Origin of the sequence: Thalassobaculum salexigens DSM 19539 (genome assembly GCF_000423805.1) — a bacterium.
Classification (GTDB): Bacteria; Pseudomonadota; Alphaproteobacteria; order Thalassobaculales; family Thalassobaculaceae; genus Thalassobaculum; species Thalassobaculum litoreum.
Genome location: NZ_KE384094.1, coordinates 306,082 through 321,793, shown reverse-complemented (window position 1 = coordinate 321,793; position 15,712 = coordinate 306,082). Strand labels below are relative to the sequence as shown.

Genomic DNA, 15,712 nt, shown 5'->3' with positions numbered 1-15,712 from the left:
GGTTGGAATGCCCTCTGGCACCGCCGGCTGGACTCCCTAGATTGGGAAGCCTAACACAGCTGCCTGTGGCTACAACCGACCTGCACGGGCTGGAGATCCGAGAATGAAGTGTCTGACCGCCGCTTGGCACGCCGTCTGGCTGATACTGGCCGTTTGTATCGCGCAGAATCCCGTTCCCGCCGTCGCCCAGGGGGGTAACCAGACCGAGGTGATCCCGCGCGGAAAGGGCGAGATAAGCCTGACCTTCGCGCCACTGGTGCGCGAGGTGGGGCCGGCCGTTGTGAACGTCTACACCCGCACGGTGGTCTCCGAGCGGCGGGGCGTGTCGCCGCTGTTCGACGACCCGTTCTTCAAACGGTTCTTCGGCGATCTGGTCCCCTCCCTGCCGCAGCGCCGGCGCGAGGCGACATCGCTCGGCTCCGGCGTGATCGTCGATGCGGCCGGCACGGTGGTGACCAACAATCATGTCATCGAGGGCGCCGACGAGATCACCGTCGTGCTCAACGACCGGCGCGAGTACAAGGCGCGGCTGATCCTGGCCGATCCGGACACCGATCTCGCCGTGCTGGCGATCGACGGGGTGGACGAGCCGCTGCCCTATGTCGAGATCCACGACAGCGACGACCTGGCGGTCGGCGATCTGGTGCTGGCGATCGGCAACCCGTTCGGGGTCGGCCAGACCGTGACCATGGGCATCGTGTCGGCCCTGGCCCGCACCAATGTCGGCATCACCGACTACAGCTTCTTCATCCAGACCGACGCCTCCATCAATCCGGGCAATTCCGGCGGCGCGCTGATCGGCACCGACGGCCGGCTGGTCGGCATCAACACCGCGATCTATTCCAACCAGCGCGGCGGCAGTCCCGGTGGCTCGGTCGGCATCGGCTTCGCCGTACCCTCCAACATGGTGGCGACGGTGCTCCGCGCGGCCAGGGACGGCGGGGTGGTGCGCCCCTGGCTCGGTGCCAGGACCCAGACGGTCACCGCCGATCTGGCCGACAGCCTGGGCATGAAGCGGCCGGTCGGCGCCCTGGTGAACGACCTCTATCCCGGCGGTCCGGCCGAGCAGGCCGGCCTCCAGGCCGGCGACGTGATCGTGGCGGTCGACGGCCGCGAGGTGATCGACAGCGGGGCCCTGCGCTACCGGGTCGCCACACGCGCGCCGGGCGAGGATGTCGCCATCCGGGTGATCCGCGGCGGCGCGGAGCGCGAGCTGTCCCTGGCCATGGTTCCGCCGGCCGAAGATCCGCCGGCCCAGGTCACCGACGTCACCGGCCGCAACCCCTTCGCCGGCAGCCGGGTGGCCAACCTTTCCCCCGCCCTGGCGGTGGAAGAGGGCTTCGACGAGATGGCACGGGGCGTCGTGGTGCTCGGCCTCAAGCGCGGCTCGGCCGCCGACCAGATCGGCGTGCGCCGGGGCGACATCGTCGTGCGGGTCAACGGCCTGGAGATCGACAGCGTCGCCACCTTCAACGAGGCGGTGGCCAGCCCACGCGGCGGCTGGGAGCTGGCGATCAAGCGCGACGGCAAGGTGCTGACCACCCGGGTCCAGGGCTAGGCGCGGGCCATGAGCCTGTTCGAGAGCCAGGCCCCGCGTCCACTCGCCGACCGGCTGCGCCCGGAACGGCTGGAGGAGGTGGTCGGCCAGGACCACCTGCTCGGTCCCGAGGGGCCGATCGGGCGGATGCTGGCCAAGGGCCGGCTGGCTTCGATGGTCCTGTGGGGGCCGCCGGGCTGCGGCAAGACCACCATCGCCCGGTTGCTGTCGGAGAAGGCGGGGCTGGAGTTCATGCCCTTGTCGGCCGTGTTCTCTGGCGTCGCCGACCTGAAGAAGGCGTTCGAGCAGGCCCGCGGCCTGCGCGCCTCCGGCAAGGGCACCCTGCTGTTCGTCGACGAGATCCACCGCTTCAACCGCGCCCAGCAGGACGGTTTCCTGCCGGTGGTGGAGGACGGCACCGTCACCCTGGTGGGGGCGACCACCGAGAATCCCAGCTTCGAGCTGAACGCCGCGCTGCTGTCCCGCGCCCAGGTCTTCGTGCTGCGCCGGCTCGACGACGCGGCGCTGGACCGGCTGCTCGACCGGGCGGCGGAGGAGGAGGGGCGGCCCCTGCCGGTGACCGAGGACGGCCGCGCCACCCTGCGCGCCATGGCCGACGGCGACGGCCGCTTCCTGCTGAACATGGCCGAGGAGGTGTTCGAGCTCTCGCCGCACCAGCCCCTGGACTCCGCCGGGGTGGCCGCCGGCGTGAACCGCCGTGCCCCGGTCTACGACAAGAACCGGGAAGAGCATTACAACCTGATCAGCGCGCTGCATAAGTCGATGCGCGGCTCCGATCCGGACGCGGCCCTGTACTGGCTGGCCCGCATGCTCGCAGGCGGCGAGGATCCGGCCTATCTGCTGCGCCGGCTGACGCGGTTCGCGGTGGAGGATGTGGGCATGGCCGATCCGACCGCCGTCACCACCGCCATCGCCTGCTGGGAGACCTACGATCGGCTCGGCTCGCCGGAGGGGGATCTGGCGATCAGCCAGCTGGTCATCCACCTGGCAACCGCGCCGAAATCCAATGCCGGCTACAAGGCCCATGGGGCGGCCAAGCGGGCGGCGAAGGAGACCGGCTCGCTGATGCCGCCGGCGCATATTCTCAACGCGCCGACCAAGCTGATGAAGGAACTGGGCTACGGCGCCGGCTATGCCTACGACCACGACGCCGAGGACGGCTTCTCCGGTCAGGACTACTTCCCCGAGGGCATGGCGCGGCAGCGCTTCTACAACCCGGTGGAGCGCGGCTTCGAGCGCGAGATCCGCAAGCGGGTCGACTATTTTGCTAAGCTTAGGGAGAAACGTCGGAAAGAAGAGGAGTAGGGCTTTTGTCTTCTTTCGAACGGTTTGTCGCGATTGACTGGTCTGGCGCTAAAGGAGAGCGCCACAAGGGCATTCAAGTGGCGATCTGTGAGCGCGGTACGGCGGCACCGGCGTTGCTCTCTGGGCCTTCTGGCAGACATTGGAGCCGACAAGAAATTTGTGACCTAATCGGCAGCTTCAGTGATTGCAGAACGCTCGTCGGGATTGATTTCGCATTTGCTTATTCGTTCGCTGACTATAGGGCTTATTTCCCCAACATCCTCGATAGCCCTCGGCGAGCCACGGCGCTTTGGGAGCTGATAGAGGAGATCGCAGCAGATGCTCCTAACCTGTACGGTGGACCTGTTTTCCAGTCCGAATCTTCTCCGTTGCGCTCAGTTTACTGGTCGCGTGGACCTAAACCAGATTGGTTCCAGCTGAGACCGCGTATTACAGAACAGCACGCGACAGCCATAGCAAAGCCGAACTCTCCCTTTCAGACTTTTGGGCCCGCAAATGTTGGAACGGGGTCTCTAGCTGGGATGCGGATGCTACACCGTCTGTACAAAGAAATTCCTGTCTGGCCGTTTTCTGTTCCGGGTAATACTACTGTTGTGGAGATCTTTCCGACTTTTCTCGTAAGGAAGGCTGGTGTGGATAACCGACGGCTATACTTGGATCAGAGCCGCATCTCCTCGGTTTTAAACTTTTACAACACCGAGCCATTCGTCGGTGGCTCGATAGACACTGAGGACAAGGCCGATGCGGTGGTCGCGGCGGCGGCGCTGCGCCGATTGTCGGACGATCCGACGGTCTGGTCGGCTCCGGCCCGCGAACCCGCTTCCCGGCACGAGGGCTGGATATTCGGCGTCACCTGAGATAAGCCCGCGCCCATGAAGATGCTTCTCGCTGTGGCCCTGGGCGGCGCGCTCGGCGCGGTCCTGCGGTACAAGACCGTCGGATGGATCGCGCACCTGATCGGGCACGGCTTTCCCTGGGGCACGCTGGCGGTCAACGTGGTCGGGTCGTTCGCCATGGGCGCGCTGATCGAGCTGGGGGCACTGAAGCTGAACCTGTCGGGCGAGATGCGGGCGTTCCTCGCCGTCGGACTGCTCGGCGCCTTCACAACCTTCTCCACCTTTTCGCTGGACGTGGCGACGCTGTGGGAGCGGGGTGCCGTGATGGCGACCGGCGCCTATATCGCCGCTTCGGTGGCCCTCTCGATCCTGGCGCTGTTCGCCGGGCTCGCCTTTGTCAGGACGGTGATCGCATGAGCGCCTATGTCGAAACCCGCACGGTCGACGCCGACGAGGCGGAACAGCGGCTGGACCGCTGGTTCAAGCGGCATTTCCCGTCGGTCGGCCACGGCCAGCTCTCCAAGCTGTTACGCACCGGGCAGATCCGCATCGACGGCAAACGTGCCAAGGCGAACCAGCGGCTGGAGGCCGGGCAGCAGATCCGCATTCCGCCGCTGGGCGACGCGCAGCCGCATCTGCAGTTCGCCAAGCCCGCCCGCAAGGACACCGAGACCGGCGCCGAGCTGATCGAGGCCGTGATCTACCGCGACGACGAGATGATCGCGATCAACAAGCCCGCCGGCCTTGCCGTCCAGGGCGGGTCGGGCACGACCAAGCATATCGACGGCGCGCTGGACAGCCTGCGCTTCGGCTACAGCGAGCGGCCCCGGCTGGTTCACCGGCTCGACAAGGACACCTCGGGCGTCCTGGTGCTGGCCCGCACCCAGCGTGCCGCCCGCCGGCTGACCCATGCGTTCCGCGCCAAGTCGGCGCTGAAGATCTATTGGGCGCTGGTGGTGGGCGAGCCGAAACCGACCAACGGCCAGATCGAGCTGCCGATCGGCAAGCTGCCGGGCAAGCTCGGCGAGAAGATGGCCGTCGACCACGAAAACGGCCAGTCGGCGGTTACCCGCTACGTCACCCTGGAGAAGCTCGGCCGGCGCGCCGCTCTCGTCGCCCTGTCGCCGGTGACCGGGCGCACGCACCAGCTCCGCGTCCATATGGAGGCCATCGGCACCCCGATCCTGGGCGACGGCAAGTACGGCGCGGCGGAAGCCTTCCTGCAGGGGGAGGGGATCAGCCGCAAGCTGCACCTGCACGCCCGCGCCATCCGCATCCCCGACGAGGACGGCGTGCCGATCGAGATCATCGCCCCGCTGCAGGATCACATGATCCGCTCGTTCGACTTCTTCGGTCTTGAGCCGGAGCTTGACGGGTCGCCGTTCGAGCCGTTCGAGGAGTAACCGTGCCCGCCCTGAAGCTCTGTGTTTTCGATCTGGACGGCACGCTGGTCGACAGCCAGCACCGCATCGTCGCCGCCATGACCGCCGGTTTCGCGGCCGAAGGGCAGGTGGCGCCGATGCCGGACGCGGTGCGTCAGGTCGTGGGCCTGCCCCTGGACGTGGCGATCCGACGGCTGGCGCCGGGCATCGGCGGGTTGCAGATCGAGCGGCTGGTGGAAGCCTATCGCGACGCCTATTTCGACCCGCGCAACGACGGCGAAGGGCCGGAGCCGCTGTTTCCCGGCACGCGCCAGATGCTCGACGCCATGGAGGCCGACGGATGGCTCCTGGCCATCGTCACCGGCAAGAGCCGGCGCGGGCTGCTCCACGTCCTGGACGCCCACGGAATCCGCCAGCGCTTCGTCTCGCTGAAATCGGCCGATGACGGACCGGGCAAGCCGAACCCGACCGTGCTGCTGGAGGCCATGGCCGAGGCCGGGTGCACGGGCCGGCGCACGGTCATGGTCGGCGACACCAGCTTCGACATGGAGACGGCGGTGAACGCCGAGGTCGCCGCCGCCATCGGCGTGTCCTGGGGCTATCACGACGCGGTTCGGCTCCAGGCGGCCGGATCGGTTATCATCCTCGACAGGTTCGACCAGCTCCCGTCCGTGGCGGACGGCCTGGTGGCCTCGCAACAGGAGGAGTGAACCATGCGCTGGATCCAAGTCCTCGCCGGTCTCGTCGGCGTTCTCGCGATTGTCGTCATCGGTCTGGTGATCTTCGTCGCGACCCTGGACCTGAACAGCTACAAGTCGGAGATCGAGGCGGCCGTGGCCGAGGCGACCGGCCGAGACCTGACGATCGAGGGCGATCTCGACCTCGCCTGGACGCCGCGCCCGACGCTCAGCACCGAGACGGTCCACTTCGCCAATGCCGACTGGGGCAGCCGGCCGGACATGGCCACGGTCGGCAAGCTGAAGGTGGCGGTGGACGTGGTGCCGCTGCTCTCGGGCACGCTGGACGTGCAACACATCGCGCTGGCCGACGTGGACATCCTGCTGGAACGCAACGCGGACGGGGCCTCCAACTGGCAGCTCGGCGGCGGCACTGGCGGCGGCACTGGCGGCGGCACTGGGGGCGGCGCTGGGGACGGCGGCGGCGGGATGACGGTGCCGCTGATGCGCAGCGTCGAACTGGTCGATGTGGTGCTGCGCTGGAAACCGGCGCCGGATGCCGAGGCGCAGACCGTGCGGATCAACCGTCTCGACCTCGAGGCCGGGGAGGGCAACGGGCCGCTGGACGTCACGCTCAAGGCCGACGTGAACGGCGATCCGGTGACGCTGACCGGCACCCTGCCGGCGGTGGCGGAAGCGCTGCGGCCGGGGGCAAGTCTGCCGATCGACGTGACGGGCAGCATCGGCGCGCGCGAGATCGCGCTGGCCACCAACCTGCGCTACGCCCTGGGCAAGGACGGCGGTCTGGCCTCGGTGGAGGCCGACCGGCTGTCGCTGACCGCCGAAGGGGTCACGGTGACCGGCAGCGCCTCGCTCGCCCTGGACGGGGCGCGGCCGAGGCTGGTGGCCGACCTGAAGAGCGACGCCGTCACCCTGCCCGAAGGCGGGGAGGACGGAGCGGGCGACGGGCTGGAGGCGGCCGTGCCGCTGGCGCTGCTCGGCCTGGTGGACGCCGAGATCAAACTTGCGGTGGCCTCCCTCTCCGCCGACGAGCTTTCGGTGACGGACATCGCCGCCACCGCCACGCTGACCGACGGAACCCTGCGTCTCGATCCCGTCGAAGCGGTGCTGTCCGACGGCAGGATCGAGGCCACGGCCACGATCGCCGCCAACGAGGCGGTGCCGACCCAGGCCCTGAAGGCGTCGTGGACGGGGGCCGATTTCGGCAAGCTCGCCCGCACTCTGCACGGCTCCGAGACGCTGGAGGCGAAGGGCGACGCGGCGGTCGACCTGACCGCCTCCGGCGCCAGCATCCGCGACATGATCGCCAGCCTCGCCGGTATCGCCTGGATCACCACCGAGGACGGCAAGATCGCCAACGAGGACTGGGAACTGATCGCCGCGGACCTGACGACCAAGTTCCTGCCCTTCCTGGAAGGGGCGGCCCGCGGCACTCTGAACTGCGCGGTCGGCCGCTGGACCCTGAAGCGCGGCGTCGCCGACACGGTCGCGCTGATGATCGACAGCGACCGGGTGACCGTCGGCGGCGAGGGCACGATCGACCTCGCCCGCGAGACCCTCGACATGCGCCTGACCCCCAGCCCGAAGGACGCCAGCCTGGTCAGCCTCGCCACGCCGATCCTGATCACCGGCAAGATCGCCGACCCGGACATCGCGCCCGACCCGGTGGCGGTGGCCAAGGGCGTCGGCTCCCTGGTCGGCGGCGCCGCGCTCGCCGGACCGCTGGCGCTGATGCTGCCCTTCGTGTCGTCTGGGTCGACGGAGCCGGCCTGCGCCGAGGCCGTCGCGGTGGCCCAGGGCACCAAACCGATGCCGAGCGGCGGGAATGCCGGCGCCACCGAGCAGCCGGGCAAGCCCGGCGGCATCAAGGGCCTGTTCGACAGTCTCCGTAAGGCGGTGGAATAGCCGATTGGGAACCGACAGAGGCCAAAACCGACAGAGGCCGAGACTGATAGAGGAAAGACACGACCCGCATGAAACGCTTCTACAAGACCGTCGCCGTGAGCGAGGCGGATGACGGTGCCTTCCTGGTCACCCTCGACGATCGCAACCTCAGCTCCCCCGCCAAGCGTCCGCTGCGGCTGCCGACACGGGGCGTGGCCGAGGCGATCGCCGAGGAATGGGACGACCAGGGCGAGAAGATCGACCCGTCCTCCATGGCGATGATGAGCTTCGCCGCCACGGTGACCGACCGGGTCACCCCCCAGCGCGACCATGTTGTCGGCGAGATCGCCGGCTTCGGCGGCTCCGACCTGCTGTGCTTCCTGGCCGACGGGCCGGACGAACTGGTCGGCCGCCAGGTCACGCAATGGACCCCGTGGCGCGAGCGGGCGGAGAAGCGGCTGGCCATGCGCCTCGTCGTGACCTCCGGCGTGATGCCGGTGCGGCAGTCCGAGAAGGCATTGGCGGCCTTCCGCGCGGCGGTGGAGGCCGTCGACGACTGGTCCCTGGCGCCGCTGCATACCGCCACCTCGATCACCGGCTCGCTGATCCTGGCGCTCGCCTTCCTCGACGGCGATCTGGGCGCCGCGGAGGCGTTCGGGCTGTCGCAGGTCGACGAGGCGTTCCAGGTGGAGAAATGGGGCCAGGACCGCGAGGCCGAGCTGCGCCGGCGCGGTCTGCTGGCCGAGATGAAGGCGGCCGAGCGGTTCAAGACCCTGGTGAGCGGCGAAGGCTGACCGCGCCAACAGAATGAATTCCCGGTCACATATGCCGGAGAATTGCTCTAGGATCGCCGGCCGAACGACTGTGGGAAACGCGTAAGGGGCATCGACGATGCAGGACATCATCCACCGTCTCGAAGAGATGCGGGAGCAGGCCAGGGCCGGTGGCGGCGAGAAGCGGGTCGCCGCCCAGCATGCCAAGGGCAAGCTGAGCGCGCGCGAGCGCATCGACCTGCTGCTCGATCCCGGCTCCTTCGAGGAGTGGGACATGTTCGTCGAGCATCGCTCGACCGATTTCGGCATGGCCGAGCAGAAGGTGCGCGGCGACGGCGTGGTGACCGGCTGGGGCACGGTGAACGGCCGTCTGGTCTTCGTCTTCAGCCAGGATTTCACCGTGTTCGGCGGTTCGCTCTCCGAGGCCCATGCCGAGAAGATCTGCAAGGTCATGGACCAGGCGATGAAGGTCGGCGCCCCGGTCATCGGCCTGAACGACAGCGGAGGCGCGCGCATCCAGGAGGGCGTGGCCTCCCTCGGCGGCTATGCCGAGGTGTTCCAGCGCAACGTGCTCGCTTCGGGCGTGGTGCCGCAGATCTCGATGATCATGGGCCCCTGCGCCGGCGGTGCGGTCTATTCCCCGGCGATGACCGACTTCATCTTCATGGTGAAGGACAGCTCCTACATGTTCGTCACCGGCCCCGACGTGGTGAAGACGGTCACCCACGAGACGGTGACCCACGAGGAACTGGGGGGTGCCGTCACCCATACCACCAAGTCCGGCGTCGCCGATCTCGCCTTCGACAACGACGTCGAGGCGCTGCTGAACCTGCGCCGCTTCATCGATTTCCTCCCCAGTTCCAACCGCGAGCAGCCGCCGGTGCGGCCGACGGCGGACGAGGCGGACCGCCCGGAATACTCGCTCGACAGCCTGGTCCCAGCGAACCCGAACAAGCCCTATGACATGAAGGAGCTGATCCTCAAGGTCGTGGACGAGGGCGATTTCTTCGAGATCCAGCCGGGCTATGCCGGGAACATCCTGATCGGCTTCGCCCGCATGCAGGGGTCGACCGTCGGCATCGTCGCCAACCAGCCGATGGTGCTGGCCGGCTGCCTCGACATCGAGAGTGCCAAGAAGGCCGCCCGGTTCGTGCGGTTCTGCGACTGCTTCAACATTCCGATCGTGACCTTCGTCGACGTGCCGGGCTTCCTGCCGGGTACCGCCCAGGAATTCGGCGGCATCATCAAGCACGGCGCCAAACTGCTCTTCGCCTATGCGGAGGCGACTGTGCCGAAGGTGACGGTCATCACCCGCAAGGCCTATGGCGGCGCCTATGACGTGATGAGTTCCAAGCACCTGCGCGGCGATGTGAACTACGCCTGGCCGACGGCGGAGATCGCGGTCATGGGGCCGAAGGGCGCGGTGGAGATCATCTTCCGCGGCGATCTCGGCGACGAGGCCAAGATCGAGGCCCGCACCGAGGAATACCGCGAGCGCTTCGCCAACCCGTTCGTGGCGGCCAGCCGGGGGTACCTGGACGACATCATCCGCCCGCACAACACGCGCCGCCGGATCTGCCGGGCGCTGGCCATGCTGCGCGACAAGCAGCTCAGCAACCCGTGGAAGAAGCACGACAACATCCCGTTGTGACGGCTGCGGGGCACCCCCGACCGTCTTCCCGGACCTGATCCGGGATCCAGGGGCGGGGCGGCCGCGAGCTTGGTGAATTGGCCCTGAATCGAGTTCAGGGCGACGAGAAAAGAACAGGGAACTGGGTCCGATGTTCAATAAAATCCTCATCGCCAACCGCGGCGAGATTGCGTGCCGGATCATCCGCACCGCCAAGCGGATGGGTATCGCGACCGTCGCCGTCTATTCCGACGCCGATGCGGACGGAAAGCATGTGCGCATGGCCGACGAGGCGGTGCGGCTCGGCCCGCCGCCCTCGGCCGAGAGCTACCTGCTGATCGACAAGATCATCGAGGCCTGCAAGCAGACCGGTGCGCAGGCGGTACATCCCGGCTTCGGCTTCCTGTCCGAGCGCGCCGCCTTCTGCGAGGCGCTGGAGAAGGCCGGCATCACCTTCATCGGCCCGGGCGTGAAGGCCATCGAGGCGATGGGCGACAAGATCACGTCGAAGAAGATCGCCAAGGAGGCCGGGGTCAGCACGGTGCCGGGCTTCGTCGGGCTGATCGAGGGACCGGACCATGCCGCCGAGATCGCCGACGAGATCGGCTATCCGGTGATGATCAAGGCCACCGCCGGCGGCGGCGGCAAGGGCATGCGCATCGCCCATTCCAAGGACGAGCTGAAGGACGGCGTGCGCTCGGCCATGAACGAGGCCCGCTCCTCCTTCGGCGACGACCGGGTCTTCATCGAGAAGTTCGTCACCGAGCCGCGCCATATCGAGATCCAGGTGCTGGCCGACAGCCACGGCAACGTCATCCATCTGGGCGAGCGCGAGTGCTCCATTCAGCGCCGCCACCAGAAGGTCATCGAGGAGGCCCCGTCCCCGTTCATCGACGCCGAGACCCGGGCGAAGATGGGCGAACAGGCCTGCGCGCTGGCCCGGCAGGTCGGCTACGTCTCCGCCGGCACGGTCGAGTTCATCGCCGATGCCGACAAGAACTTCTACTTCCTGGAAATGAACACCCGCCTGCAGGTCGAACACCCGGTCACCGAGATGGTCACCGGCCTCGACCTGGTGGAGCAGATGATCCGGGTCGCCTATGGCGAGAAGCTGCCGCTGACCCAGGACGAGGTCAAAATGGACGGCTGGGCGATCGAGGCCCGCGTCTATGCCGAAGATCCGTTCCGCGGCTTCCTGCCGTCGATCGGCCGGCTGACCCGCTACGACCCGCCGCTCGACGTCGACGGCATCCGGGTCGATGACGGCGTGGAGGAGGGGTCGGAGATCTCCATGTTCTACGACCCGATGATCGCCAAGCTGATCGCCTATGGCGAGACCCGCGACCAGGCGGCCGACCGTATGGGCGAGGCGCTGAACCGCTACCGGATCCGCGGCGTCGGCCACAACATCCCGTTCCTGTCGGCGACCATCGCCATGGACCGGTTCCGCAAGGGCAACATCACCACCAACTTCATCGCCGAGGAATTCCCCGACGGCTTCGAAGGGGCGGCGATCGGCGACTACGAGCGCGGCGCGATGCAGGTCCTGGCCGTCGCCTTCGCCCGCGACGACGCCGAGCGCAGCCTGCGGATCAGCGGCCAGGTCGCCAACCGCGGCAAGTCGGAGATCGCCACGGTCTGGACCGTGCGCGAGGGGCGCGAGAACACCCGCGTCGAGATCCGCCCGGTGGAGGACGGCTACGACGCGGTGGTCGGCGGCCAGCGCTATGCCGTCCGCGGCGCGCTCGACGCCACCATCGCGGTGTTCGACGGCAACGTGAACGGCGAGCCCTTCCCGGTGCAGATCGACCGCGACGGCATCTACCGCGCGCTGTCCTTCGGCGGCGCCTCGATGCGGGTGCTGGTGGTGCCGCCGCGGGTGGCGGACGCGCTGGACAAGATGCCGGCCAAGGAAGCGGCCGACACCTCCAGGCTGCTGGTCTCGCCGATGCCGGGCCTTCTGGTCTCGCTCGCGGTCTCGGAAGGCGACCCGGTGAAGGTCGGTCAGGAGATCTGCGTGGTGGAAGCCATGAAGATGGAGAACGTGCTGCGCGCCGAGAAGGACGGCACGGTCGCCAAGATCCACGCCAGCGCCGGCGCCAGCCTCGCGGTCGACCAGACCATCGTGGAATTCGAATAGAATAGGAGGCTTACATGGCCGAGACCCGACACCTGACCGTCACCGGCCGGGTGCAGGGCGTGGCCTACCGCGCCTGGACCATCGGCACCGCCAAGGAACTCGGCCTTGTCGGCTGGGTCCGCAACCGGCAGGACGGTGCGGTCGAGATCACCGCCCGCGGCGAACCGGACGAACTGGACGCCCTGGCCACCCGGTGCCGGCGGGGACCGCCCATGGCCCAGGTCCAGGACGTGGTGGAGGCGACGGTCGACGACGATCCGGATCTCGGCCCGTATTTCGTGCAGATCGCCTCGGCGTAGGCTCGATTAGGCCTGGAATCGATTCGGCCTGGGATCGATTCGGCGGCGCCGGCAGGCGACTGCCGCGGCCCTACCGCGCCCCTGCCGCATGAAAGCTCTAGGCTCCCGCCGCCGGCTGACGAAACCGACGCCAGGCCGTATCGTTCTCGTAGAGACGACGCGAGGAGGCTGCGATGACGCTGATCGATCCCCCGTCCCATCGGCAGTGGACCGAGCGCCTGCGCTGGTTCGACGACCGGCTGCGCCGGGCCGGCGGCGGCGGTCCGCTCCAGGTCGACGCACAGACCGAAGCGATCCTCACCGAGCTGCGCCGGGTCTTCGCCGCCGGTGCCTGGGTGACCGCCGTCATCCTCGCCCAGACCGCTATCGACAGCGACGTGGCCGACCAGGTCGGGCATGACGACTGGGAGATGGAGGAGGCGGATGTGGCGGTCGGCATGAGCGCCGGAGGGCGCGCCGGTGGGGGCGGTGGGCTGCATCTGAACACCGTGCGCTTCGGCCGCGACTACGTCTGGCTGCGCGACAAGCGCAACGGCTACGTCCATAACGACGACCGGCTGCCGGCGATCACCGCCCGCGAACTCGCCCTGGAGGCCGCGCGCCTGGAACAGGAGGCCCGCAAGGCGGTGGAACTGATGGCCGACGCCCTGGCGGGGGCGGCGTAAGGCGCGCTACCCCCGGGGCGGCATCGGGACGCTGTCGCCGCCATCGGTGTAGGCCGGGGCGTCGTCCAGGTCGTAATAGTCGCCCTTCTCCGCGGTGAAGATGTGCGCGGCGATCTGCAGGTCGCCGTCGCAGCCGTCATCGAGGGAGCCGGCGGCGATGGACATCTTCTCGCCGCCGTCCATACGGAAGAAGATCGAGCAGCCGCAGGTCTTGCAGAAGCCGCGCCGGCTCTTCGGCGCGGACCGGTACCAGCCGAGATCCCGGCTCTCGACCATCTCGAAATGCTCGTTCCACACGTCGAACGAGGGCAGGAAGTGCCCGGTCATCCGCCGGCATTCGCGGCAATGGCAGGCGACGATCTGCTTGATCGGACCGGTGATCTTGTAACGCACGCCGCCGCACATGCAGCCGCCTGTGCGCACCGGATGGTCAACCATGGCATGTCCTCCCCATCATTTGGTCCGGCAGAGTGCCAGCGCGCGCCCGGGGTGAAAAGTTCTTTTTTTGTTCCTTTTCGCGGGCGGCGCTTCCCCCTACGGTCGGCCGCCCGCGACCCGGATGTTGGCGCCGGCCGTGTAGGCGGCCCGGTCGCTCATCAGCCAGACGATGGCCTCGGCGATCTCCTCCGGCTCGCCAAGGCGGCCCATGGGGATGCGGCCCACATTGGCGGCGGCCGCCTCCTCGGTGACCATCTCGGTGGCGGTCATGCCGGGGGAGACGGCGTTCACCCGGATGCCCTCGCCGGCGACTTCCTGGCTGAGGCCGATATGCAGCGAGTTCACCGCCCCCTTGGAGATCGCGTACATCACCTGGGTACCCGGATTGCCGAGGTAGGCCGAGCCGGAGGAAACGTTGACGATCGCCCCGCCCTTGCCGCCGTGTTTGGTGGACATCCGCTTCACCGCCTCCCGGCAGGCGAGGATGCAGCCGACCACGTTGGTCTTCAGCACCCGGTCGATATCGGCGGGTTTCAGGGCATCGACCCGGCCGACCGGGCCGATGATGCCGGCGCAATTGACCAGCCCGTCGATCGGGCCCAGTTCCTTTTCGACCGCCTCAAACATGGCGACCACCTGGGCCTCGTCGCCCACATCGGCCTGGACCGTCATGGCCCGGCGACCGGTGGCGCGCACATCGATGGCCACCTTCTCTGCGGCCTCGGCATTGCCGGCATAGTTGACGGCGACGTCCCAGCCTTCGCGGGCCAGCAGGCGGCAGGTAGCGGCGCCGATGCCGCGCGATCCACCGGTAACGAGAGCGATTTTCGCCATTGGGTTTCCTCCCTTTGATTGTGCGGGGAGGATAGCGCGATGCGGGCCCTGCGGCACGCCCCCGGATATCGGACCGGCGGGCGGGGCGACTACCTAGCCGAGATGGCCGCTTTTTACGTAGAGCAGGGCGCCGCCGGACGACCGCGCCGTGTGGCGCGAGCCGGCCGGGTAGCGGACCCAGGTGCCGGCGGGATGCAGGCCGAACTCGTCCTCCACCGATCCCTGGAGCACGAAAACCTCCTCGCCGCCGGCATGCTCATGCTCCGGCGTCGATGCCCCGGGGGCGAAGCGGGCGAGACGGATATGCTCGGGATGGCCATCCTCGCGATAGAGATCCTGCACCTCGATCCCCTCGGAGAGACCTTGGCGCCAGGACCCCGTCGCGGTGTCCACGGTGAGTTGGCGCCGCACGCCCGGATACTGCCGCAGCTTCACGAACAGCACGCAGCCGTCGGTCGATCGCGGAGCATGCTCGAAGCCTTCCGGGTTCAGCAGGAAGGTGCCGGCCGGATAGTCGCCGTGCTCGTCGGAGAACACCCCTTCCAGCACCAGGATCTCCTCGCCGTCCGGATGCGGATGGCTGTGGAACCGGCTGTCGGGTTCGTAGCGCACCACCGAAGTGACCCGGCTGGCCTCCTTGTCTCCGGCGAGGTCGAGGCGCTTGCGGAAGACGCTGGGGCTGGGGCTCGGCTGCCAGTCGATCTCGTTGGTATCGATACGGGCGAACAGCGACAGATCGCTGTTCAGCCCATCGGCCGGATCGCTCACCGGAACAGGTTCCCGAACACGCCCTTGCGGCGCTTGGCCAGGAACTGCTGGTGATATTCCTCGGCCCGCCAGAAGGTGTCGGCCTTGCTGATCTCGGTGGCCACCGGCACGCCGCGCGCCGCCAGCTTCTCCTTTACCGCCCGGGCCGCCGCTTCCTGTTCCGCGTCTTCGTAGAACACGGCCGAGCGGTACTGGGTGCCCACGTCCGGGCCCTGGCGGTTCACCTGGGTCGGGTCGTGGATGTCGAAGAACACCTCCAGCAGATCCTCATAGGCCACCTTCTCCGGGTCGTATTCGACCTCGACCACTTCGGCGTGGCCGGTGTTGCCGGTGCAGACCTCCTCGTAGGTCGGGTTTTCCTTGGCGCCGCCGGCATAGCCCACGGCCACGTCGGTCACGCCGGGTACCTTGCGGAACTGCTCCTCGGGGCTCCAGAAGCAGCCCGCACCAAAGATCGCCTTCGCCATTCTGTCCTCCTTGCGCGCGGTGAGGTGGGCGCGAT

The 15,712-nt window shown here is 68.1% G+C and carries 16 protein-coding genes; 12 read left to right on the top strand and 4 right to left on the bottom strand.

Features of this window, described 5'->3' with window-relative positions; genetic code table 11:
- Window positions 1–103: 103 nt before the first annotated feature.
- The 12 genes from G578_RS0116705 (at window position 104) to G578_RS0116650 (ending at window position 13,170) form a co-directional block, all read left to right on the top strand.
- A complete protein-coding gene (locus G578_RS0116705; protein ID WP_038015143.1) occupies window positions 104–1,558 on the top strand; it encodes a Do family serine endopeptidase in 1,455 nt (484 codons plus the stop codon).
- 9 nt (window positions 1,559–1,567) lie between these two features.
- Window positions 1,568–2,863, top strand: coding sequence for a replication-associated recombination protein A (locus G578_RS0116700; RefSeq protein ID WP_028795220.1), 1,296 nt, complete (start codon window positions 1,568–1,570; stop codon window positions 2,861–2,863).
- Window positions 2,864–2,868: 5 nt separating this feature from the next.
- Window positions 2,869–3,720, top strand: a complete 852-nt coding sequence (locus G578_RS29615; RefSeq protein WP_156907365.1) for a hypothetical protein — start codon at window positions 2,869–2,871, stop codon at window positions 3,718–3,720.
- A gap of 15 nt (window positions 3,721–3,735) precedes the next feature.
- Window positions 3,736–4,116, top strand: coding sequence for a fluoride efflux transporter CrcB (gene crcB, locus G578_RS0116690; RefSeq protein WP_028795218.1), 381 nt, complete (start codon window positions 3,736–3,738; stop codon window positions 4,114–4,116).
- Window positions 4,113–5,102: an RluA family pseudouridine synthase gene (locus G578_RS0116685; protein ID WP_028795217.1), complete on the top strand. Its 990-nt coding sequence runs from the start codon at window positions 4,113–4,115 to the stop codon at window positions 5,100–5,102. Before crcB ends, G578_RS0116685 begins: the two co-directional genes overlap by 4 nt.
- Window positions 5,103–5,104: 2 nt before the next feature.
- A complete protein-coding gene (locus G578_RS0116680; RefSeq protein ID WP_093154058.1) occupies window positions 5,105–5,791 on the top strand; it encodes an HAD-IA family hydrolase in 687 nt (228 codons plus the stop codon).
- 3 nt (window positions 5,792–5,794) lie between these two features.
- A complete protein-coding gene (locus G578_RS0116675) occupies window positions 5,795–7,684 on the top strand; it encodes an AsmA family protein (protein ID WP_028795215.1) in 1,890 nt (629 codons plus the stop codon).
- Window positions 7,685–7,752: 68 nt separating this feature from the next.
- Window positions 7,753–8,457 (top strand): ATP12 family chaperone protein, encoded by a 705-nt coding sequence (locus G578_RS0116670; protein WP_028795214.1) that lies wholly within the window; start codon window positions 7,753–7,755, stop codon window positions 8,455–8,457.
- A gap of 97 nt (window positions 8,458–8,554) precedes the next feature.
- Entirely contained in the window at window positions 8,555–10,087 is a 1,533-nt protein-coding gene (locus G578_RS0116665) for an acyl-CoA carboxylase subunit beta (protein ID WP_028795213.1), read from the top strand.
- A 130-nt stretch (window positions 10,088–10,217) separates the two neighbouring features.
- Window positions 10,218–12,206 carry an acetyl-CoA carboxylase biotin carboxylase subunit gene (locus tag G578_RS0116660; protein WP_028795212.1) on the top strand — a complete coding sequence of 663 codons (1,989 nt, stop codon included), beginning with the start codon at window positions 10,218–10,220 and terminating at the stop codon, window positions 12,204–12,206.
- Between the two features lie 14 nt (window positions 12,207–12,220).
- Complete coding sequence (locus G578_RS0116655; protein WP_028795211.1) at window positions 12,221–12,505, top strand: acylphosphatase; 285 nt, start codon at window positions 12,221–12,223, stop codon at window positions 12,503–12,505.
- Window positions 12,506–12,678: 173 nt separating this feature from the next.
- Window positions 12,679–13,170 carry a hypothetical protein gene (locus G578_RS0116650; protein WP_028795210.1) on the top strand — a complete coding sequence of 164 codons (492 nt, stop codon included), beginning with the start codon at window positions 12,679–12,681 and terminating at the stop codon, window positions 13,168–13,170.
- 6 nt (window positions 13,171–13,176) lie between these two features.
- On the opposite strand, the gene G578_RS26750 is transcribed toward G578_RS0116650, so the two are convergent.
- The 4 genes from G578_RS26750 to msrA form a co-directional block, all read right to left on the bottom strand.
- Window positions 13,177–13,608, bottom strand: coding sequence for a GFA family protein (locus tag G578_RS26750; protein ID WP_038015141.1), 432 nt, complete (start codon window positions 13,606–13,608; stop codon window positions 13,177–13,179).
- Between the two features lie 96 nt (window positions 13,609–13,704).
- Window positions 13,705–14,442: an SDR family oxidoreductase gene (locus G578_RS0116640; protein ID WP_028795209.1), complete on the bottom strand. Its 738-nt coding sequence runs from the start codon at window positions 14,440–14,442 to the stop codon at window positions 13,705–13,707.
- A gap of 93 nt (window positions 14,443–14,535) precedes the next feature.
- Window positions 14,536–15,210 (bottom strand): cupin domain-containing protein, encoded by a 675-nt coding sequence (locus G578_RS0116635; RefSeq protein WP_028795208.1) that lies wholly within the window; start codon window positions 15,208–15,210, stop codon window positions 14,536–14,538.
- Window positions 15,207–15,677, bottom strand: coding sequence for a peptide-methionine (S)-S-oxide reductase MsrA (msrA, locus tag G578_RS0116630; RefSeq protein ID WP_028795207.1), 471 nt, complete (start codon window positions 15,675–15,677; stop codon window positions 15,207–15,209). The genes G578_RS0116635 and msrA overlap by 4 nt, the downstream gene beginning before the upstream one ends.
- Between the last annotated feature and the right edge of the window lie 35 nt (window positions 15,678–15,712).